The following is a 21,592-nucleotide window of genomic DNA, read 5'->3' on the forward strand; positions in this document are numbered from 1 at the left end:
CGCGAGAGTATGTTGACTTCGCGCGGTCCGAGGATTCCCCGGCGGATGAAGGTCCACGTTATGAGAGATCCGGGAGTTCTTCATTCGAGAGGGGAACAAGGTTGAATATCGTGAGTGCGCCGATGATAAGGGAGGCGTGAACATGCGTGTGGTGATCGCGACTCCCGCGGAGCGAACACATTTCCTGAATCTCGTTCCGTTGGCGTGGGCGTTGAGGTCGGCGGGGCACGAGGTGGTGGTGGCGAGCCAGCCGGAGCTGGCCGGTGCGGTCTCCGCCGCCGGGCTGCCCTTCGCCCCGGTCGGACGGGACCACCGTCTACGGGAACTCACCCGTCGGCTGTACAGCCTGCCGGGAGCGGCCGACGCGGTCGACTGGGGCGACGAACGGACCTGGCGGTTGCCGTGGAACGTGCTGCGCGTTCACTACCGACAGATCGTCGGTTTCTGGTGGAAGGCGATGAACGAACTCCTCGCCGACGACCTCGTGGACCTGTGCCGTACCTGGAGACCCGACCTCGTGGTGTGGGAGCCGACGACCTTCGCGGCGGCGGTGGCCGCGCGCGCCACGGGGGCCGCGCACGTGCGCTTCCTGTGGAGTCTGGACCTGATCGCCCGGATGCGGGGTTCCTATCTGGAACGTATGGCGGAGCAGCCCGCCCACTCCCGTGAGGATCCGCTGGGCACGTGGCTGTCGGGGCTGGCGGCCCGTTACGGGGTGGAGTTCGACGAGGAACTGGTGGTCGGACAGCTCACGGTCGACCAGATCCCGCCCGGGATGCGCTTGGACGTCGGGGAAAGGGCCCGGTACGAGGGGTCTCGGTTCGTTCCCTACAACGGTCGCGCCGTGGTGCCCGACTGGCTGCGCCGGCCCGCCGAGGGTCCTCGTCTGTGTCTGACGTTGGGCACGAGTTCGACCGGTTGGTACGGCGGGGACTCCTCTCTGCTCCGGTCCTCCATCGACGTGCTGGGCGAGGTGGAGGCCGAGGTGGTGGCCACCGTCCCTCCGAAGGCGAGGGAGGAACTGGGAACGGTGCCCTCCAACGTGCGGCTGGTGGACTACGTGCCGCTGCACGCTCTGGCCGCGACCAGTACCGCCGCCGTCAACCATGGAGGCCCCGGCAGCGTGCTCACCTCGATGTCCTACGGTCTCCCCCAGGTGATGGTCGCCGACTCCCGGCTGTTCGACACACGACTGTTGGCGCGCGGAGTGGCGGAGGCGGGCGGCGGGATCTCGTTGGAGGCCGACCGCGTCGGCCCGGATGATCTGCGCCGGGCGGCCCTGCGGGTCCTGGAGGACGAGGAAGCGCGTCGGGGCGCGGCGGAGCTGCGCGGACGTATGCGCTCTCAAGGCGGCCCGTCCGCTCTCGTCGGCCGTCTGGAACGACACGTCACCGACGGGCGGACCTGACGGCGGCAGGGGTGTCCCGCCGGCAGGACACCCCGATCGTGGACATCTCCCCGGCGTGCCGCGGGCCCGTCCCGCCGGTGGATCGGGACGATTCGGTACGGAGACGGTTATGCGTGTTGTCGTGGCGACGATCGCCGAACGAAGTCACTTTCTCGCGGTGGTCCCGTTGGCGTGGGCGTTGAGGTCGGCGGGGCACGAGGTGGTGGTGGCGAGCCAGCCGGAGCTGGCCGGTGCGGTCTCCTCGGCCGGGCTGCCCTTCGCCCCGGTCGGCCGGGGGGACGTCCTGGCCCGGGTGCTGCGCCGGCTGCGGGGCCGTTCCGGAACGATGGAGGCCGTCGACTGGCACGACGCGCGGACCTGGGAGCTGCCGTGGTCCGAACTCTCGACACACATGCGACACATGGTGACGTTCTGGTGGCGGATGGTCAATGAGCCCATGGTCGGCGACCTCGTGGACCTGTGCCGTACCTGGAAACCCGACCTCGTGGTGTGGGACCCCATCACCCTCTGCGCCCCGGTGGCGGCGCGTGCCTGTGGGGCCGCGCACGTGCGCTTCCTGTGGGGTGTGGACACCTTCGCCCGGATGAGGGGTTCCTACCTGGGGCGGATGGAGGAGCAGGTCCCCGAGGTCCGTGAGGATCCGTTGGGTGAGTGGTTGTCGGGGTTGGCGGCCCGTTACGGGGTGGAGTTCGACGAGGAGCTGGTGGTGGGTCAGGCCACCATCGATCAGGTCCCGGACGTGTTGCGGATACCGGTCGATGACCGGTTGGGGGTGCGGTATCTGGGGATGCGGTTCGTTCCCTACAACGGTCGCGCGGTGGTGCCGGACTGGCTGCGTGAGCGGCCCGAGGGTCGGCGTCTGTGTTTGACGTTGGGGACCAGCGCCACGGACCGGTTCGGTGGGTACACGTTGCCGTTGGGCGAGGTGTTGGAGGCGTTGGGTCAGGTGGACGCCGAGGTGGTGGCCACCGTCCCGCTCAAGGCCCGACAGGACCTGGGCACGGTTCCTTCGAACGTGCGGTTGGTGGACTACGTGCCGTTGCACGCTCTGGCCGCGACCAGCACCGCCACCATCAACCACAGCGGCTTCGGCAGCGCCCTCACCTGCCTGGAACAGGGGCTCCCGCAGGTGCTGTTCACCGACCGTCGGATGTTCGACACCCCTGAGTTGGCGCGGCGGATCACCGGTGCCGGCGCGGCCGTGCTCTTGGAGTCCGGGTCCGCCGGACCGGAGGACTTCCTCCGCGCGGCGGAGAGGGCCCTGACCGAGACCGGTCTCACCGAGAGGTCGGCATCGCTGGGCGAGTGGATAAGGACCCGGCCCACCCCCGCCGCGGTGGCCGCCGAATTGGAACGGATCGCACACGTTCCGTGAAATCAATCGCGTGAACGAATGACTGCGGAATGTACACGAACTCGAAACAAGGTTTTTCGATATCGATTCGATCCCGCCGACGTTAAGTAAACGTTTACATTCGTGGCGGGCTCGGGGGCTTCGGGGGCCGCCTATCGCCCTGTCGGTGGTTCTGGTCGGCGTGGTGGCCGGGAGAAGGCGAGCATCTTGATGTCCATCCTCGCATTTCATGTTTCGGGTCGGCCTCTTCCTTGCTCGTGGGCATGGCCGCCCATCCTTCTCCGGGTGGCTCGCTGGAAGGGTGAAGAGTCGTCATGAAGCGCCTCTGACCAGTTGAAACCTGCCGACCCCTCTTCATGGAACGGAGTTCCATTTCTCTCGCGCCCCACCTTCGGGCCGGCCTTGTGTCCTGCGGGGGCGGTGGCGCTCGGGGGTGGGTTATGGGCATCCATGAATCGGATATATGACCCGAGGGGTGTGTTAATCGAGTGAAAGCTGGTAAATTACCGCCACCCCCTTACATCGCTCATCGTGCAAGAGGAAGTAATTCATCTCCCATGGTCAAGGTAGCGATGCCTGTAAAAAGCCATACAGAAAGTATCGGCCGCAACTCGCGGCGTAACGGTCGAATCGCCATGCGGGGAGTGACCACACGCAGGACGACACTCCTGCTCCCCACCGGGATGCCGATCGACGATTGGGAGGCCATCGGGCATCACATATTCGTGATCTCCGATTCCTCGGGATGGTGGCTGGGTGACTGGCTGGTCTACGGCCAGGAAAACTATCCGAACCGCTACAAGTGTGCCATCGCGGCTACCTCTCTGGACTATCAGACACTGCGCAACTACGCGTGGGTGGCGCGCAAATTCGTTCCCGAGCGTCGGCGCGAGAAGCTGAGTATGCAGCATCACGCCGAAGTCGCCGGCCTCTCTTTGGAGGAGCAGGAGCACTGGCTCTCCCAGGCCGAGGCCGAGGGATGGTCGAGGAACGAACTTCGGAGACGGACCCAGGCCGGAGCGAAACGTACACCCGCTCAGATCTCCTCCGTGCAGGTGAACGTGAGGGGTTCCCGTAAGGAGCATTGGCAGAAGGCGGCCGAGAGCTCCGGCATGGAACTGGTGGATTGGATCGGTACCACTCTCGACACCGCCGCGCAACACGCGCTGACCTCGGTGGTGGAGAAGGCCGAAGCCCAGTAGAACAACTGAGCGATTCGACCGTTCAAGGAAAAGGGTGAGGATCTTGACCACGTACGTCTGGGGTTACCTGGAGGAGTACGCGCAGGAGCGGGAAGACCTGCTCGACGCGGTGGACACCGTCTTCAAGTCCGGTCAACTGGTGTGGGGTCCCTTCGCCGAGGCCTTCGAGCGGGACTTCGCGGACTACCACGGTGTCGCGCACTGCGCCGGTGTGGACAACGGGACGAACGCGATCGTGCTGGCGCTGAGAGCGCTCGGCGTCTCCCCCGGGGACGAGGTCATCACCGTCTCCAACACCGCCGCGCCGACCGTTCTGGCGATCGACATGGTCGGTGCCGTACCGGTCTTCGTCGACATCGACCCGAAGACCTATCTGATGGACGTCGACCTGGTGGAGGCGGCGATCACCCCGCGCACCAGGTGCATCCTGCCCGTCCACCTGTACGGGCAGTGCGTCGACATGGATCCCCTCCAGGCCTTGGCCGCCGCTCACGACATCCCCGTGCTCGAGGACTGCGCCCAGGCCCACGGCGCGCGCTACAAGGGTCGGATCGCCGGTTCGATGGGGCAGGCGGGCGCCTTCTCCTTCTACCCGACCAAGGTCCTGGGCGCTTACGGCCACGCGGGCGCGACCATCACCGACGACCCGGAGATCGACGCGCGACTGCGCCGGCTGCGCTACTACGGGATGGACGAGCAGCAGTACTACGTCGTGGAGCAGGGGGGCCAGAACAGCCGCCTCGACCAGGTCCACGCCGAGATCCTGCGCCGTAAGCTCACCCGTCTCGACGGCTACATCGAGGCCCGCCGCACCATCGCGGCCAGGTACGACGAGAGCCTGAAGGACCTGCTCGACAGCGGGCTCATCCTGCCCGAGACCGTCGGGTACAACGAGCACTCGTACTACCTGTACGTGGTCCGGCACCCGGAGCGCGACCGCATCATCGAGGCCATGAAGGCCTATGACATCTCCCTGAACATCAGCTACCCGTGGCCGGTGCACACGATGACGGGCTTCTCCCGCTTCGGCTATGGGAAGGGGGACCTGCCGCACACGGAGGAGGTCGCCGGCGAGATCTTCTCGCTGCCGATGTTCCCCTCCCTGGGCGAGTCCAAGCAGGCCGAGATCATCGAGGCCCTGCGTACGACCGTGGAATCCCTGTGACCGGGAGGGACGCCGCTCGTTTCACCGGGTCGGCCTCCGGCCACGGAACCTCCCAGAGCACGGACGACGAGATCTGGGAGTGGTGGACGGGGCTACCGCGTGAGGACGCCTTCGAGGTCGACCCGATCCCCTTCGACCGGATGCGGGGGTGGGGCTTCGACGACAAGGGGAACCTGGTCCACGACAGCGGCCGGTTCTTCTCGATCGAAGGGCTGAGGATCGACACCGACGACGGTGTCATCACCCAGCCGATCATCGACCAGCCGGAGGTGGGCATCCTCGGTCTCCTGATGAAGGACATCGGGGGGACGCCGCACTTCCTGATGCAGGCGAAGTTCGAGCCCGGCAACCTCAACGTCCGACAGCTGTCGCCGACCGTCCAGGCGACGAGGAGCAACTACATCGGCGTGCACAACGGGCGCGCCACCCCCTACGTGGAGCACTTCCGCTCCGCGCCCCGCGAACGCGTCCTGGTCGATGTCCTCCAGTCCGAGCAGGGCGAGTGGTTCTGGCGCAAGCGCAACCGGAACATGGTGGTCGAGGTCGAGGGTGACGTCGAGGAGCGGGAGGGTTTCCGCTGGCTGACGCTCGCGCAGATCAACCGGCTGATGGCCACCGACGACGTGATCAACATGGACGCCCGGACCGTGCTGGCCTGCCTGCCCTTGGCACCCGCCGAGGAACCGGGCCCGGGCGAGCCCGACGACGCCTTCGTCCGGGCACTGCGACGCTCGTACCACGTGAAGGACGACGATCCCGCGGCGGCGAACACGCTGGCCGGGATCGTCGGCCTGCTCACCGACGTCAAGGTCGCCTGTACCCGGGACCGGCGACTCGTTCCGTTGACCGAGGTCGAGGGGTGGTCGATCACCGACGAGGAGATCGTGGACGACGCCCGCCGGGAGTTCCGGGTGATGGCCGTCGACGTGCGGGCCGAGGGGCGAGAGGTGGGTCGATGGACCCAGCCCCTGCTGGAACCTCACGACGTCCACACGGCGGTGTTCCTGACCAAGGACATCGGCGGGGTGCTCCACGTACTGCTCGCGACCCGGGCCGAACCCGGGCTGGCGGACATGGTGGAGTTCGGTCCCACGGTGCGTCTGCGTTCGCCGGAGGAGGACCCCGGGCTTCCCGAGGGGTTCGCTGAGGCGCTCGCGCTCGACGACCCCGAGCGGGTCCGGCGCGACGTCGTGCTCTCCGAGGAGGGGGGCCGGTTCCGTGCGGCACGGACCCGCTACAGGGTGATCGACGCTGGTGGGATCCTGCCCGACCGGGCGCCGGAGGGCCACTGCTGGGCGACGGTGGGACAGCTCACCGAACTCGTCCGCCACGGTGGTTACCTCACCATCGAGGCGCGTACGTTGCTGGCCTGCCTGCACGGCCTCTGGTGAAGAGCGTCCACCGCCGGCGGCGGTGGACGGACGAGCATAGAAAGCGAGATGCCGGATGCGCATCCTCTTCGTGACCCAGGCCGAGAAGACGCACATGCTCAGCATGGTCCCCCTCGCCTGGGCACTGCGGTCCGCCGGCCACGACGTCCGGGTGGCGAGCCAGCCGGACCTGCGCGAGGCCGTCGTCGAGACGGGTCTGCCGTTCTGCGCGGTGGGTCCTCCCTACGCCCTCGAACAGTATCTGCGGGCCTTCAAGGCGTTGGAGAGCCAGCACGTCGACGGTGAGGCCGGAGCGGGCCTGGGCGTGACCGTCGACCTCGACGGTATGGACACCGACGAGCTGCTGGAGCTGTACGGCGGCGTCGTGAACTACTGGCTGCGGATGGTCAACGACCTGATGCTCGACGACCTGGTCGCCCTGTGCCGTCAGTGGGGGCCCGACCTGGTGATCTGGGAGCCCAAGACCTACGCGGGCGGCATCGCGGCCGAGGCCGCGGGCGCCTCTCATGCCCGTTTCCTCTGGGGCATGGACGTACTGACGCAGATGCGCATCGAGATCGAGGACAGGACCCCCGACCCCGAGCAGGCGTGGGAGAGGGACAACCTGGCGCGCTGGCTCGCGGGCCGGGCGGCCCGCTACGGCGTCGAGTTCGGCGAATCGCTGGTCCACGGCCAGGTCACGCTCGACCCCTTCCCCGAGGAGGTCCAGCTGGACCTGGGGACGAGGACGTCCCGTCGACCGATCCGGTACGTTCCCTTCAACGGCGCGGCGCGGGTGCCCGCCTGGCTGCGTTCCCGGCCCGACCATCCCCGTGTGTGCGTGACCATGGGGTCGTCGAGCATGGAGCGTTTCGACGGCAACCACCATCTGGGCGACTTCCTGGCGGCTCTGGCCGAGCTGGACGTGGAGATCATCGCGACCCTGCCGGACGAACAGAGCGAGGAACTGCGGACGTTGCCCGACAACGTCCGGATCTTCTCGCACGTGCCCATGCAACCCCTGTTGGAGACCTGCGACGCGGTCGTCCACCACGGCGGCGCCGGCACCTGTCTGACCGCGATGTCGCTCGGCGTTCCGCAGCTGATCATCTCGGACCTGGTCATGCCCAAGTACCAGTTCGACGAGCGGGTCCTGGCCGGGCGGCTCGCCGCCCAGGGCGCCTCCATCGAGCTCTCCGGTGAGGACGTGACGCCCGCGAGGACGCGGGAGGCCCTCCGGTCGCTCCTGGCCGGCTCGGGGTTCCGTCGAGGGGCGGGCCTGCTGCGCGAACGGATGCTGGGCACACCCACGCCGGCGGAGTTCGCCCGGCGGGTCGAGGAGCTCGTCATGGGGGGCGTCCGGCCGGACTATCCGGTGCCCACCGCCTGACACGGGTCGTGCCGTCTCCGAAACGCCTCGGTCGTGGGCGTCCCCTTCGGAGAGCACCACCAACGAACATCGGGAGAACCTGTTGCTTGTTCCACACCTGGAGACCCGGCGCGTCGTGTTCCGGACCGCCACTCCGGACAGCGCCGACGACCTGTACGACAGCCTGCTGCGCGCGGGGCTGGAGACGCTGCCCGCCCTCGACGACTTCCGCAGCGGTTTCGAGATGGCGGTACAGGAGGACTTCACCCTCTTCGCGATCTGCCTGCGCTCCAACGGCAGGTTCGTGGGCTTCGGAAGCCTGCGGGACCGCGACCCGGCCGGCCACCTGAAGATGGGCATCTCGATGAACACGGAGATGCTCTCCTACGGTGAGGGGGCCGAGGCGATGCTCCTGCTGGCCAACTACGGGTTCGCCCGGTGGGACCACATCCGGCGCGTGTACATCGAGAGCACCGAGGCGAGCATCGCCCGCTTCGGGGCGGCCCTGTCCTCCCTCCGGAGCGAGGTGACCCTGCGCGACCACACCTTCTTCCGCGGTCGGCTGTGGGACATGCACTACTACGCGGTGACCCGTGACGAGTGGGAGCGCGGCGGCGCCCCCGTCCTGGAACGACTGGTCCCTCGGTAGGAGCCCGACGGAAGCGGACGGAACCGTCCGGGGCGGGGAGCCCCCGCCCCGGACGTCCGATACCGCGGAGTGGGGCTCACCACCCACGAACAGGGTGGTGGACGCCGTTCACCGGGTGGAACACTGCGATCATGCTCGGCATCATCGACCTGCCCACCTACCTGGCCGGTCTCATCCTCATCGTGCTCCTCCCGGGGCCCAACTCGATCTACGTGCTCTCCGTGGCCGCGCGCAGCGGCACCCGGGCCGGGTACACGGCCGCCGCGGGGGTCTTCACCGGCGACGCCGTGCTCATGATCCTCGCCGCCGCGGGCGCCGCCACGCTGTTGGGCACCAACCCGCTGGTCTTCGCGGTCGTCAAGTTCGTGGGCGCCGCCTACCTGGTGTGGATGGCGATCGGGATGCTGCGCACCGCCCACGCCATGTGGACCTCCCGGCATCAGCGGGCCGAGGAGCAGCGCGCCGCCGACGCCGCCCCGGCGCCGAGCACCGGAGAGCGGCCCTACCGACGGGCGCTGGTGGTCTCGCTGTTCAACCCGAAGGTGATCCTGTTCCTGATCTCCTTCTTCGTGCAGTTCGTCGACCCGAACTACGCCTACCCGGCGCTGTCCTTCCTGGTCCTGGGTCTGCTGTTGCAGCTGGTCAGCTTCCTGTACCTGTCCGCCCTGATCTTCAGCGGCACCCGGCTGGCGGCGGCCTTCTCCCGGCGTCGGCGTCTCTCCGCCGGAGCGACCTCGGTGGCGGGCGCCCTGTTCCTGGGGTTCGCGGTGAAGCTCTCCCTCAGCACCGCCTGACCTCGGCCGCCCACCACCGCTTCGGCCCGGTCCTCTCCTCATGAGGGCCGGGCCTCGTCCTTTCCGGGGGCACGCTCCCGGGCGGCGGGTTCTCGGGGACCGGTCCGACGCGTCCCGTCGAGAGGGTCGACGATCTTCGGGTGACCGCCCTAACGTTGAGGAGATGAGCGCCGAGAAGATCTCCATGCCCGACCTCAACGGTCGCACCGCCGTCATCACCGGGGCCAACAGCGGCCTCGGCCTGGAGACCGCCAAGGTCTTGGCCGGGCTCGGGGCCCGTGTGGTCCTGGCCGTGCGCGACACCGGGAAGGGGGAGGCCGCCGCCCGGTCGATCGAGGGCGAGACCGAGGTCCGCCGTCTCGACCTCGCCGACCTGGCCTCGGTGCGCGCCTTCGCGGAGGGGTGGAAGGGCGACCTCGAACTCCTGATCAACAACGCCGGGCTCATGGCGGTCCCGAAGTCCACCACCGAGGACGGCTTCGAGACCCAGTTCGGCGTCAACCACCTGGGCCACTTCGCCCTCACCAATCTGCTGCTGGAACACGTCACCGGGCGGGTGGTCACCGTCTCCTCCGGGCTGCACCGGCTCTCGCGCGGTATCCACTTCGACGACGTGAACCTGGAGAAGGGGTACACCCCCTACCGGGCGTACGGGCAGTCGAAGCTGGCCAACCTGCTCTTCACCCTGGAGTTGCAGCGCCGACTCGACGAGGTCGGATCGCCGGTCCTGGCCGTGGCGGCCCACCCCGGTTACGCGGCCACCAACCTTCAGGGGCGTACCGGCAACGCGTTGGAGGACCGGGCCATGGGGGTGTTGAACAAGGTCGTCGCGCAGAGCGCCGCGCACGGTGCCCTGCCCACGATCCACGCCGCCACCCAGGACGTGCCCGGCGCCTTCTTCGCCGGCCCCACGGGTCTGTTCATGAACGGCGCGCCCGGCCCGTCGAGTCGCTCCTCCGCCGCTCGGGACGCCGAGGCCGCCCGTCGGCTGTGGGATCTGTCCGAAGAACTGACCGGGGTCTCCTTCCCGTTGTGAGACCGGTCCGGGGTAACGCCGAAGAACATGGCCAGCGTTACCCCGGCCCGTGACCACCTCCGGGCGGGGAGAACGCGGTGCTGAAACGCCGACGGCCCCAGATGGAGTTACACCATCCGGGGCCGTGCGCCTCAAGGACGACCGGTCAGGGGGTGAGGGTGAGTTCGTCCGTGCTCGCCTCGCGGACGGCCTCCTCGGTCACAGCCCACGGCAGCGAGGAGCCCTCGGCCCACAGCTCCAACTGGTCGTCGTAGTTGGGGTGGAAGGCGTGCCCGGAGTTACCGGTGAGGTGGATCCAGGTGGAGGCGTCCCGGTCGGCCAGGTTCGCGACCATGCGCATGGACGGGACGGTGGTGATGCCGTACCCCTCGGTCGCGTTCCAGCCGGTCGCGTTGACGATGCTCGAACCGCCGGAGCTCTCCACCGGGCCGCGGTTGAACAGCCACTCCACCGGGGCGATCCCGGAGCTGCCGAAGGACTCGTGGGTGGCGGTGAGGGTGTGCAGATCGCCCCAACGCCAGTCGGCGGGGGTGTCGCCGAGCAGGTCGGTGAGCTCCTCGGCGGCCTCGTCCATGGCGGTGGCGAGCACCTCCTCGCGGCCGTCGGCCTTCTCACCCTCCCACCAGGAGGACTCGGGGTCCTCCAGCAGCAGGCCCACCACGTACATGCCGCGCGAACCGGTGTTCATGTCCACGTCGCCCAGCTCGTCGAAGAGCAGCGGCAGCAGGTGGCGCCAGGTGGCGTTGTAGAAGGCGGCGCCCGCCGAGTCGGTGTCGTTGACGTGGTCCCAGTCGGCCAGCTCCTCCTGGGCCTTCGCGGTGACCCCGTCGACCTCGACGTCCAACAGGTAGGGGGTGATGTCGACCGCGGCCTCGTGGCGCGAGTCCATCATCACGTCCTCCATGTCCTGGACGGTGACCGGACCGGCGGCGATCCGCTCCGCCAACAGGTCGTTGATCCGCTGACTCCGGTAGCCGTAGTCCCAGTCGGTGGTGAGGAAGTGCTCGTAGTCCTCGTCGACGACCGACTGGTTGGCGGTGACGATGAACCCGGACTCGGGGTTGAGCACGCTGGGCAGCTCGTCGAAGGGCAGGTACTCCTCATCCCAGTCGTAGTCGGAGTCCCAGCCCGGGGCGGGCCAACGGCCGTCGCCCTCGCCGCGCACCGGCACCCGGCCGGGCGCCTGGTAGCCGATGTTGCCCTCCTCGTCCGCGTAGACGAGGTTCTGCGCGGGGACCTCGAAGCGGGAGGCGCCGGCCCGGAACTCGTCCCAGTCGCGGGCGCGGTTCATGGCGAAGATGGCGTCGGCGGTGGCCCCTGGCTGGAGCGCGGTCCAGCCGAGGGAGACCGCGTAGGGGGCGTCGTCGCCCTCGGAGGGGTTCTCGCCGATGGTGGCCAGGTTCGTGCCGAGCCCGGTGTCGGACATGATCGGCCCGTGGTGGGTGGCGCGGATGGTGATGTCGACGTCCTCGCCGCCGGCGACCTCGATGGTGTCCTCGATGATCTCCAGCGGGCGCTTCTCGCCGTCGACCACGTACTCGTCGCCCTCGATCCGCTCGAGGTACAGGTCCATGACGTCGGGGTTGAGGTTGGTGAAGCCCCAGGCGATGGAGTCGTTCTGGCCGATGATCACGCCGGGCAGACCGGAGAAGCCGAAGCCGCTCACGTCGAAGGGGCAGGCCTCGCTCACCTCGGTGCAGTGGAGGCCGATCTGATGCCAGGTGGAGGGCATGGAGGCCCCGAGGTGGGGGTCGTTGGTCAGGAGCGGGGAACCGGTGTCGGTGTGCTCGCCGGAGACCACCCAGGAGTTGGAGCCCAGGTCGGGGTGGCCGGAGGGGCCGATGAGGTCGGGGATGGTGTCCTGGACGCCGGACAGGTTCGCGAGCGCGTCGAGGGCCTCGTCGGGAAGCTCGGGGGCTGAGGCCAGGTCGGCGTCGGGGGCGGCGCCGTCGTGCTCGTCGGTGTCGGTGATCGGGACGTGCCGCTCGGTCGGGTAGGCCGGGTACAGCTCCTCGATCAGGTCGCGGTCGAGACCGTTGGCGAGCAGCAGGGCGCGGTCGGTCTCCTCCTGGAGGTTGCCGCCCAGGTCCCAGGCCATGGCCTTGAGCCAGGCGAGGCTGTCGGTGGGGGTCCACGGCTCGATGTCGTAGTCGTCGGCGGTGATGCCGAGCAGACCGTACTCCAGGCTCGCGGAGAGCCCGTCGTTCTGGTCGAGCCAGGCGTTCACCCCGGCGGCGTAGGCGTCGAGGTAGCTCCGAGAGTCCTCGTCGAGGAGATCGTACTCCTGCTCGGCGACCCGGCGCCAGCCCATGGTGCGCAGGTAGACGTCGGTCTCGACCTGGGCCTCACCGAAGAGTTCCGCGGTGCGCCCGGCCGTGACGTGACGGCGGAAGTCCATCTCCCAGAAGCGGTCCTGCGCGTGGGTGAAGCCCTGGGCGACGAAGAGGTCCTCGGCGTCGTCCGCGTAGATGTTCGCGACCCCGTACTCGTCGCGCAGCACGGTGACGGGGGAGCCCAGGGCGGGGAGGGAGAGCTCTCCGTCCGTGGTCGGGAAGGACCGGCGTACCGCCCACACCCCCAGGAGGGAGGCGATGAGGGCCAGCACGGCGATCGTCGCTATAAACCACAAAAGGACACGAAGTAGGACATTTTTCCGCAATACACCCATGGCGGAACCATAGAGTGTGCCGCGTCACGTGTTCCAGGCCTCACGACCTGCCGGTTTCAATCGTTACCAACAGGTAGGTAAGGGGAGATCGGGGCGGGATCGGCCCGAGTCGAGCGCCCGCCCCGTGACGTGCCCGGAGAGGGGTTCCGGAGGGCGTTCCCTAAGGTCGGGGCCCCACGAATCGGCGCCCCCTGGAGGCGGAAAGGCCCCGACCGGATCCTTGGCCATCGCCGTGATCGTGGCGGCCCCGAGCCCTGGGGTCGGCTCGGGGCCGCGCGATCAACCCAGGAGTTCCACCAGCCGGTCGGCGATCAGCGGAACGCTGTAGTAGTCCAGCCGGAAGGCCTCCGCGCCCAGCGTGAAGGCGCGTCCCTCCTCGTAGGCCGGGGTGCTCTCCAGGATCGGCGCGGTCTCGGCGTAGTCGGCCGGCTCCTCGCCCTGGGTGTTCACGAACAGCAGCGTGCTGTCGCCGAAGTCGGAGGCGCGCTCGGGGGACAGGCGCACGATGTCCGCCCGCTCGGGCCCGCCCTGGTTCCCCGAGGCGGCGAGGTCCTCGGGCATCTCGTGCAGGGTCAGACCGAGCTCGTCGATCAGGCGGCCCTGCGCGGACTCGGAGGTGAAGACGTTGAACCCGTCCGGGGTGCCGGTGAGCACCACCACGTCCTCCTCGGCGGACAGGGCCTCGGAGGTCTCCGCCACGAGGCGTTCGTACTCCTCGGCGATCTCGTCGGCCCGGTCGCCGCGGTCGAAGGCCTCGGCGTATTGCTCGGTGAGCTCGGTCCAGGGGGTGTCGGACTCGCCGTAGACCACGGTGGGCGCGATCTCCGACAGCGTCTCGTAGGTGTCCTGGTCGATGGCGTCGGCGCCGAAGCCGTTGCCCACGATCAGGTCGGGGGCGGCGGCACCGACCGCTTCCAGGGAGACCTCGGGACCGGGCAGGGGCTCGACGCCGCGTTCGACGGCGACCTCGGCCCACTGGGCGAAGAAACCGTTGTCGTCGGTGAGGGCGGAGGGGCTGGTGGTGGAGGAGGCGGTGACGGGGATGTCGAGGCTCAGAAGCACCGCGGTGCTGGTGACGCTCACCGAGACCACGTTGGCGGGATCGGCGGGGATCTCGGTCTCGCCGAACACGTGCTCCACGGTCCGGGTGCCGGAGGCCTCACCCTCGGTGGTGGAGGGGCTGTCGGTGTCGCCGGGGTCGGTCCCGCAGGCGGCGAGCACGAGTAGGGCGAGGGCGCCGGAGCAGGCCCCGGTGACCAGCGTGGATCTGGAGTGCGTTAGCTTCATGGGAGCAATATTTAGGTAAGGCTATCCTTATGTCAATGTCACGCGATGTGAACCCGACCCTCATGACCGTCCCGCCCCGTCTCAAGCGCGCCACCCGTCCTCCGCGAGGCGTCTCGCCGCTCATCACCGACCTCGAACGGGCCGCAGCCGAGGGGGACACGGACACCGAGGCCTTCTGGGAACGGGTCGAACGGACCGGCACACCGATCGTCGGAGAACGCGACGACCAGGGCCGACGCACCGCCACCTTCCTCTGGCGCGGCGGCGACGAGCTCGCCGACGTCATCCTCACCGCCGACCGGATCGCCGCCGCCGACTCCTACGAGCGCAACCGCATGGAGCGGATCCCCGGCACCGACGTGTGGCACCTCACCTACCTGATGCGCTCGGACTGGCGGGCCTCCTACAGCGTCGCCCCCGTCCCCGCCGACGGCACGCCCGCCCCCGAGAACGCCCTGTCGGCCACCACCCGCACGCGCCGCGAACGCGCCCTGGCCCTCTCCGACCCCGAGGACAGGCCCGCCGTCGCCCGATGGTTCGACGCCCTCGCCCACGCCCGCCCCGACCCCCGCGCCCGCGAAGCGCTGGACGCCCACCACTCGGTGGTCTCCCTACCCGAGGCGCCGCCCCGACTCCGGCACGACCCCGACGCCCCGCGCGGAACCCTCACCCGGCGCACCCTCGCCTCCGAGCGGCTCGGCAACACCCGCGACGTCTGGATCCACCGACCGGCACGGGAACCGGTCGACGGCACCTGGACCGTCGCGATCCTCCTCGACGGACGGACCTGGCACGACCTGCCCCTGGCCCCGCTGCTCGACGGCCTGATCGCCGACGGCACCCTGCCACCGATGCTCACGGTCATGGTCGACTCACTCGACCAGGCCACCCGCACCAGGGAGCTGGCCTGCCACGACCTCTTCGTCGACTTCCTCGACACCGAACTCCTGCCCTGGCTCGGTGAGCTCCACCCCGTCACCGACGACCCCGGCCGCACGCTCATCGCCGGCCAGAGCCTGGGCGGACTCACCGCCCTCTACGCGGCGCTGCGCCGGCCCGGACGCTTCGGACGGGTGCTGTCCCAGTCCGGCTCCTACTGGTGGCCCAACCCCGCCGTCACCGGGGGAGAGACCGAACGCACGGTGCGTCTGGTGCGCGAGGCCGACGCACTGCCCGAACACGTCCACCTCAGCGCCGGCCTGCACGAATGGGCGCTCCTGGGCGCCAACGGCCGCGTCCACGAGGCCCTGATCGAACGCGGCCGGGAACTCGGACTTCCCGGCGACTTCGCGGACTTCACCGAGTACAACGGCGGACACGACAAGGCGTGCTGGCGCGTCGACCTGCCCCACGGGCTGATCGCGCTCACCGAGGACCACGCCCGCTGACCGGGGGCGGGCGCGCGGCACTCAGATACGGGCGCCCGCCTCCACGGCCTCGGCCCGCAGCGTCGACACCAGCTCTCCCGCCGACAGCTCCCGCGAACGCGCGAAACCGGTGCCCGCCCACAGCGCCATGCCCTGCGGGTCGGCCATCCGGGCGGCCGCCGCGCGCAGCGGCTTCGTCATGTGGTGCACCTCGGGGTAGGCGTCGGGCGCGTCCCGGTGCTCGGCCATGAACCGGTTGGTCAACCCACGGGCCGGACGACCGGTGAAGGCCCGCGTCAGCGAGGTCTCCGCGAAGTCGGACCCGGCCAACGCCGCCTTGTGCAGCGGCTGCGCGCCGCTCTCGGGGCAGCGCAGGAACGCCGTGCCCGACTGCGCCGCGGCGGCACCGGCGGCCAACACCGCGGCGACGTCGGAACCGTCCATGATCCCGCCGGCGGCGATCACCGGCACGTCCACCGCGGCCACCACCTCCGGCAGCAGCCCCAGCAGAGGGCGGTCGTCCGCACGCTTCGGGTCGAAGGTGGCCCGGTGACCGCCGGCCTCCAGCCCCTGAACGCACACCCCGTCCGCGCCGCGCTCCACGGCGGTCCGGGCCTCGGCCACCGTGGTGACGGTGACGATCGTCGCCGACCCCACCTCCCGGAACCCGGCCAGTACCTCCGCCGACGGGCAGCCGAAGGTGAAGCTCACGACCGGCACCCGGGCCTGGACGAGCAGGTCGATCTTGGCGGCCCAGCCGTCATCGTCGTACAGGGCCTCGCCCACCTCCACGCCGTAACGGAGCGCGTCCGAGGAGAGCGTGGCGCGGTAGGCCTCCGTCACCGACTCGGGGGCGGCGGCCTCGGAGGGGACGAACACGTTCACCCCGAACACGGTCGTGCCCGCGCCCCGGACCTCCTTCATCCGCCGGGCCAACGCCTCGACGCCCAGGTAGCCGGCGGCCAGCGAACCCAGCCCGCCCGCGCTGTCCACCGCCGTCACCAGCTCGGAGGTCGACGCCCCTCCGGCCATCGGCGCCTGGACGATCGGGCGTTCCCGCAGGAGTTCGGACAGGTCCATGGTCACTCGTTCCCCCCAGGTCGATTCGGGCGCAGGCTAACAGGTCGAGGGTCAGGGGCCCTTCGGCGACTCCTCCCGAGAACGCGTGTCCTCGGAGCGCTCACCGTTCTCCACGTCGAGCTCCTCGGCCTCCGCGTTCCGCCGCACCGCCCAGGTGAAGTCGATGGACTCGGGGACCAGTCGGGACAGGACCAGCGAGGCCATCGCCACCACTAGCGCGAGCACGGACAGCAGGGCGACGGCGGTGGGGATGCTCCACAGGTCCCACAGCAGCCCGAACGAGCCGGTCGTGACCGCGGCGCCGAACAGGGTCACCACCGTCACCGCCGAGAACATCGTGTTCCGGTTCGCGTCGGTGAACATGAGCTGGCTCCACACCCCCGACAGCACACCGCCCAGACCGATCAGGAACTCGGCGAGCACCAGCCCCACCACCAGCGGGATCACGTCATAGGCGGCCAAGAGCAGGGGGAGGGCGATACCGCTCGCCACCACCGGCCCCCACAGATGGGGGCGGTCCCGGTCCACCCAGCGCGCGCAGGCGGCGCCGGCCATCAGGGCCAGGCTCATCACCAGCAGGACCAGACCGTTCAGCCGCACGTCCTCGCCGCCGTACTCGGCGGCCAACAGGGGCTGCCAGGCGACCACGAGGAGCATGGTCGCGACCATCAGCGCGGACGCGAGCAGTACCAGCGGGAGGAAACGGCGCGAGGCGACCAGGACCACCGACTCCACGAGGATCGCGCCGACCCGACGGTCCGGGTCGACCGGCGTGGTGGGGAAGCACTTCGGCGCGAGCAGGGCCAGGACCAGGAGCAGGACGCCGCCCACGGCCACCAGGGGACCGGCGGACAGCCACGTGCCGGCGATCATCACCGAGGCCGCGCCCAGGACCGAACCCAGCCGCGTGGAGACCGCGGAGATCCGGACGATCCGCTCGATACGGGCGGTGCGGTCCGTCGTGCCGACCCGGTTGACCAGGATCGCGCTCAGGGTGCCGGACTTCAGCGAGGCACCGACGTGGCCCAGACACATGCCCACCAGGGTCAGGACCAGGCCCGAGGCCATACCGATGGTGAGGAGCCCGACGCCCCAGAACACGAGGCCGACCGTCAGCAGACGACGGTGTCCGTACCGGTCGCCCAGGGCACCGCTCGGGGCCTCCATCAACAGCCCGATGACCTGTCCCGCCGCGATGATCGCGCCCACCATCCACGGGTCGGCGCCACGGGCGAGGATGACGGTGACGAAGACGGCGCCGTAGACGAAGTCGGCCAGGGTGGACAGGCTCGTGTAGACGCCCAGCCGGGCGAGGAGGGAGACCCTGCCGTCGCCGGGGGAGGCCGTGGGGGTGGCGGGCTCGGTGGTGGGAGGACCAGGGGTTTCGTGTCGGGGGGATGTGGTCATGGCCGGACCGCTTCCGTCGGGACCCGTGCTCGGGCCGTGCGGGTTTCGCCGACGGTAACAGTGCCCGTCCCGGCACTCCACGTGTTTTCAGGCGCCTGAGGGAGGGGTCCGGAAGAGCCGGCCGCTCGGCGCCTCGTCGAGGCCCTCGGGAATGGCGGCTCAGGTCAGGGGCCGGGACCAGGCGACCTCGCGGTCGAGCTGTCCGGTCTCTTTGAACAGCCGTACCTGGTGGGTCTCGCTCAGGACGTTCGCGAGTTCGTACCGGTCGGCCGGCGCGCAGCCCAGGCTCTGCCAGAAGGGGCCGGAGCGGCGGCTGAACAGCCAGGCGGTGGAGGCGCCCTCCTCCGCGGCCTTCTCGAAGGCGAACCGGGCGAGGGCGCTCCCCTTGCCGGAGGAACGGTGCGCGGGGTGGACCGCGACGCTTCTGATGAGCGCGTGCGCGCGGTCGTCGCCGATCTCGTAGCCGGTACTGGCGATGATCGCGCCGTCGTCGTCACGCTCGACCCACAGGCGGACGGTGGGGGAGTCGAGCCCGCTGAGGGTCAGGTCCACGACCTGGAGGAAGTCGGCGAGCGCCGGGGCGTCGTACGCCCTCACCCTGCTCAGGGCGGTGCTGATGCTCATGGTGCGAGTAGATCACCCGGGCCTTCGCGGCCGGCGAGCAGGTGGCCGCGGGCGTTCGAGATGAGACCCGACGACCCTTCCGACCGCGTACGGGCCGGGATCGCGTGTTCGGGAGCGCGTCAGCATACTCGTAAGGGTCCCCGCCCCCCCGGCCAGGAGAAGCCACCATGCTCGACGGTTCCTCGGATCGCTCCGTCTCCAACTCGATGAGGGACGTCCACGGTGGGCTGGTCATCCAGATGCGTGACCAGTTCGGGGAGATCCACCTTCACCAACAGCGGCCGGACGAGACCGTCCCGCTCCCTCCCGTGCACGAATGGCCCCGGTGCGGGGACACGGCGCCCGAGACGGTCGGGGTGCACCCCACCAGACAGAGTGAGGGGCTCCCACCTCTCCCGCCGTACGTGCTCAGGGAGACGGACCGGGAACTCCGCGCGAGGATCCGGGACGCGAAGCGGGGAGGGTTCGTACTGGTCACCGGACCCTCCAGCGTGGGGAAGACCCGTGCCGCGTTCGAGGCCGTTCGGGCGGAGCTGCCCCGCCACACCTTCCTGGCCCCGGCCGAGAACGCCGATCTGAGCGGACTCCCCGCGCTGGCCGGGACCCGTCGGCTTCGGTCGGGTCTGGTGCTGTGGTTGGACGACCTCAACCGCTATCTGTCCCGCGACTCCGTGAACCTGTCCCTCCTGAACCGGCTGATCGAGGCCCGGGTCACCGTGGTGGCCACCATCAACAACAAGGCGCTCAAGGCACAGTTCGATCGGGTCGATGGGACGAGCGACACCGTCCGCCTGCTCAGGGCCGCCGACCCTCTGCCGATCGGGCAGGTCTGGACGGCGGACGAGGTCGATCGGGTCTCCGAGGCGAAGGATGAGCGCTTGGAGGCGGCTTTGACCGCGCAGGAGGGGAGCCCACGCGTCGCCGAGTATCTGGTGGCGGGCCCCCAGGTATTGCGGGACTGGCGTGTGGCCCGCGAACCCGGCGACGACGGTCACCCCAGGGGGTACGCCCTGGTGGCCGCGGCGCTCGATCTGCGTAAGACCGGGCTGTGGAGGCCGCTGTCACGAGAGCTGTTGGAGGAGCTGCACCACCTCTATCTGAGGGAGGACACCGACCCCGAACCGTTGGAGGAGGCCTGGCGTTGGGTGAGCGAGCTACGGTACGGAGTCGCCCGCCTGCTCGTTCCGGACGACACCGGGCCCGGCCTGTGGGACCCCTACTACTACCTCCTGGAGACGGCGCACCGATTCGATGAGGAGGAGATCCCCGAACAGGTGTGGGAGGCCGCCGAGGGACGGCTTCGAGAGGTCACCGATCGCATCTCCTACGGCATGCGGGCCGTGGCCCATGACCGGAAGGAGTACTGCGTACGGGCGCTGCGACCGCTCCCCGTCGATGAGCTGGTCCGGGCGGCCGTCATCGCGGGGAGGAGGGGGCACACCGACATGACCAGACTGGCGTTCGACCTGGCACTGGACATTGACGCGGGCACCGCCCACTACTACGTCGCGCTCCACTACTGGGATGAGGGGCCCACGGACGAGAACATCGGCATCCTACGCAGATCCGCCGAGCACGGGAACCTCGACGGTATGAGCATGCTCGCCCTCTACCTGTTCCTCCGCAAGCGCTATGAGGAGGCCCGGCCGTGGTTCCTACGGGCGGCAGAGGGCGGAGACGTCAGGGCCATGACCCTGGCGGCGCTGTACGCCGAGCGTGAGAAAGACCCCGATGAGGCCGAGAAGTGGTACCGGGCGGCGGCCGAGGCCGGGGGCGCTTGGCAGATGCACGAACTCGGCATCCACCTGCTCCGATACGCAGACCGAGAGGAGGCCGTGGGTCGCCTCGGGGAGGCTTCGGCGAACGGCTATGCCCTCGCCACCTGGGCTCTGGCCGAGCTGATGTTCCAGGACGGAGATCATGATGAGGCCGAGCGGCTTCGTCAGAGTGTTCCCGAAACGGAGCGAGCGGAGCTGATCGTCGAGATCGCCGAGGTCCTCGGACCGATCATGTACTTCCATGAACGGTGGGACGACGCGGAACGACTATGGCGTGCCGCAGCGGAGGCGGCCCCCGATCAACCGGGGCCGCGTGTGAACCTGGGGTGGTTTCTCCACATGAGAGAGCGCCACCAAGAGGCCATCGCGGAGGTGAGAGGCCTCGCCATGAAGGGGGACGAGGACGCGATGCTGCTCCTCTCCTCATGCTTGGAACACACCGACAGCAGGTTCATGGGGCGTGGGTGGTCGAACCTGTGGTTCCGCTCCAGGTACAAGAGCTACTACAGGAGGGTCAGACTCCACGTCATCTGTGCCTGCGCCGCGTTCCTCGTTCCCGAGGCGCTGCTGTTGGGCGCGCTGACCTCTCAGGACACGAATCCGGTTCGAACGCCGCTCCTGGTGGCCGGTCTGGCCGTGTTCCTCGTGGTCCTGACCGTCCCCTACCTGTTCCGCAGGGGCGGGTTCTTCCTGCCCCGACCGGTGGCGACCCTGGCCGCGGTCGGTACGTCGATCGTGGGCCTGGCCCCGGCTCTGATCCTGGGACCGGAGGCCGGTGCCTGGCTGCTTCTCGCCGTGCCCGTGGTCCCCTTCGCTCTGAGGGCGATGTCCGAGCACCTCATCGTCGACCTGGGCCCCGTCGACGATGAGGAAGAGGGGGGGAAGGAGAGGGACGCGAGCCCGTCCGAGTGACCGCCTGTGCCGTGGGCGCGGGGCCTTCCGGTCGGGAAGCTGTTCCTACCGGTCGGTCTCTTCCCTATGACAGGTCTCTTTCAGCAGAGTCTTGAGATCGTCGGTTCCTGTGAGGGGAAATC

The 21,592-nt window shown here is 69.3% G+C and carries 16 protein-coding genes; 11 read left to right on the forward strand and 5 right to left on the reverse strand.

Annotation, left to right across the window (positions count from 1 at the left end; all coding sequences use genetic code 11):
- Window positions 1-142: 142 nt before the first annotated feature.
- The 9 genes from TR33_RS15535 (at window position 143) to TR33_RS15575 (ending at window position 10,347) form a co-directional block, all read left to right on the forward strand.
- On the forward strand, window positions 143-1,408 hold the full coding sequence (locus tag TR33_RS15535; protein ID WP_042284000.1) for an activator-dependent family glycosyltransferase: 1,266 nt from the start codon (window positions 143-145) through the stop codon (window positions 1,406-1,408).
- A 109-nt stretch (window positions 1,409-1,517) separates the two neighbouring features.
- Window positions 1,518-2,783, forward strand: a complete 1,266-nt coding sequence (locus TR33_RS15540) for a nucleotide disphospho-sugar-binding domain-containing protein (RefSeq protein WP_042283808.1) — start codon at window positions 1,518-1,520, stop codon at window positions 2,781-2,783.
- 614 nt (window positions 2,784-3,397) lie between these two features.
- Entirely contained in the window at window positions 3,398-3,964 is a 567-nt protein-coding gene (locus TR33_RS15545; protein WP_014910516.1) for an LmbU family transcriptional regulator, read from the forward strand.
- A gap of 43 nt (window positions 3,965-4,007) precedes the next feature.
- Window positions 4,008-5,129 (forward strand): DegT/DnrJ/EryC1/StrS family aminotransferase, encoded by a 1,122-nt coding sequence (locus tag TR33_RS15550; RefSeq protein ID WP_042284002.1) that lies wholly within the window; start codon window positions 4,008-4,010, stop codon window positions 5,127-5,129.
- Window positions 5,126-6,520 (forward strand): NDP-hexose 2,3-dehydratase family protein, encoded by a 1,395-nt coding sequence (locus TR33_RS15555; protein ID WP_042283809.1) that lies wholly within the window; start codon window positions 5,126-5,128, stop codon window positions 6,518-6,520. The genes TR33_RS15550 and TR33_RS15555 overlap by 4 nt, the downstream gene beginning before the upstream one ends.
- A 55-nt stretch (window positions 6,521-6,575) precedes the next feature.
- Complete coding sequence (locus TR33_RS15560; protein ID WP_042283811.1) at window positions 6,576-7,889, forward strand: nucleotide disphospho-sugar-binding domain-containing protein; 1,314 nt, start codon at window positions 6,576-6,578, stop codon at window positions 7,887-7,889.
- A gap of 82 nt (window positions 7,890-7,971) precedes the next feature.
- The gene (locus tag TR33_RS15565; RefSeq protein ID WP_014913033.1) at window positions 7,972-8,517 is read left to right on the forward strand and encodes a GNAT family N-acetyltransferase; all 546 of its coding nucleotides are present in this window, start codon (window positions 7,972-7,974) and stop codon (window positions 8,515-8,517) included.
- A gap of 131 nt (window positions 8,518-8,648) precedes the next feature.
- Complete coding sequence (gene leuE, locus TR33_RS15570; RefSeq protein WP_014909903.1) at window positions 8,649-9,311, forward strand: leucine efflux protein LeuE; 663 nt, start codon at window positions 8,649-8,651, stop codon at window positions 9,309-9,311.
- A gap of 163 nt (window positions 9,312-9,474) precedes the next feature.
- Window positions 9,475-10,347, forward strand: coding sequence for an oxidoreductase (locus tag TR33_RS15575; protein ID WP_042283813.1), 873 nt, complete (start codon window positions 9,475-9,477; stop codon window positions 10,345-10,347).
- Between the two features lie 145 nt (window positions 10,348-10,492).
- On the opposite strand, the gene TR33_RS15580 is transcribed toward TR33_RS15575, so the two are convergent.
- Entirely contained in the window at window positions 10,493-12,952 is a 2,460-nt protein-coding gene (locus tag TR33_RS15580; protein WP_042283814.1) for a penicillin acylase family protein, read from the reverse strand.
- 342 nt (window positions 12,953-13,294) lie between these two features.
- Window positions 13,295-14,302, reverse strand: coding sequence for a Fe2+-enterobactin ABC transporter substrate-binding protein (fepB, locus tag TR33_RS15585; protein ID WP_017533194.1), 1,008 nt, complete (start codon window positions 14,300-14,302; stop codon window positions 13,295-13,297).
- 35 nt (window positions 14,303-14,337) lie between these two features.
- Here fepB and fes point away from each other — a divergent pair, with 35 nt between their 5' ends.
- Window positions 14,338-15,690 carry an enterochelin esterase gene (fes, locus tag TR33_RS15590; RefSeq protein WP_042283816.1) on the forward strand — a complete coding sequence of 451 codons (1,353 nt, stop codon included), beginning with the start codon at window positions 14,338-14,340 and terminating at the stop codon, window positions 15,688-15,690.
- A 21-nt stretch (window positions 15,691-15,711) separates the two neighbouring features.
- Here fes and TR33_RS15595 read toward each other — a convergent pair whose 3' ends face one another.
- From TR33_RS15595 to TR33_RS15605, 3 genes are all read right to left on the reverse strand, one after another.
- Complete coding sequence (locus TR33_RS15595) at window positions 15,712-16,749, reverse strand: nitronate monooxygenase (RefSeq protein ID WP_042283818.1); 1,038 nt, start codon at window positions 16,747-16,749, stop codon at window positions 15,712-15,714.
- A 51-nt stretch (window positions 16,750-16,800) separates the two neighbouring features.
- On the reverse strand, window positions 16,801-18,156 hold the full coding sequence (locus tag TR33_RS15600) for an MFS transporter (RefSeq protein WP_042283820.1): 1,356 nt from the start codon (window positions 18,154-18,156) through the stop codon (window positions 16,801-16,803).
- 159 nt (window positions 18,157-18,315) lie between these two features.
- Window positions 18,316-18,780 (reverse strand): GNAT family N-acetyltransferase, encoded by a 465-nt coding sequence (locus tag TR33_RS15605; protein ID WP_042283822.1) that lies wholly within the window; start codon window positions 18,778-18,780, stop codon window positions 18,316-18,318.
- A 167-nt stretch (window positions 18,781-18,947) separates the two neighbouring features.
- Between TR33_RS15605 and TR33_RS15610 the strand changes: the two genes are divergently transcribed.
- On the forward strand, window positions 18,948-21,470 hold the full coding sequence (locus tag TR33_RS15610; RefSeq protein ID WP_042283823.1) for a tetratricopeptide repeat protein: 2,523 nt from the start codon (window positions 18,948-18,950) through the stop codon (window positions 21,468-21,470).
- Window positions 21,471-21,592 lie beyond the last annotated feature (122 nt).

The organism is Nocardiopsis alba (genome assembly GCF_000710955.1).
Lineage (GTDB): Bacteria > Actinomycetota > Actinomycetes > Streptosporangiales > Streptosporangiaceae > Nocardiopsis > Nocardiopsis alba.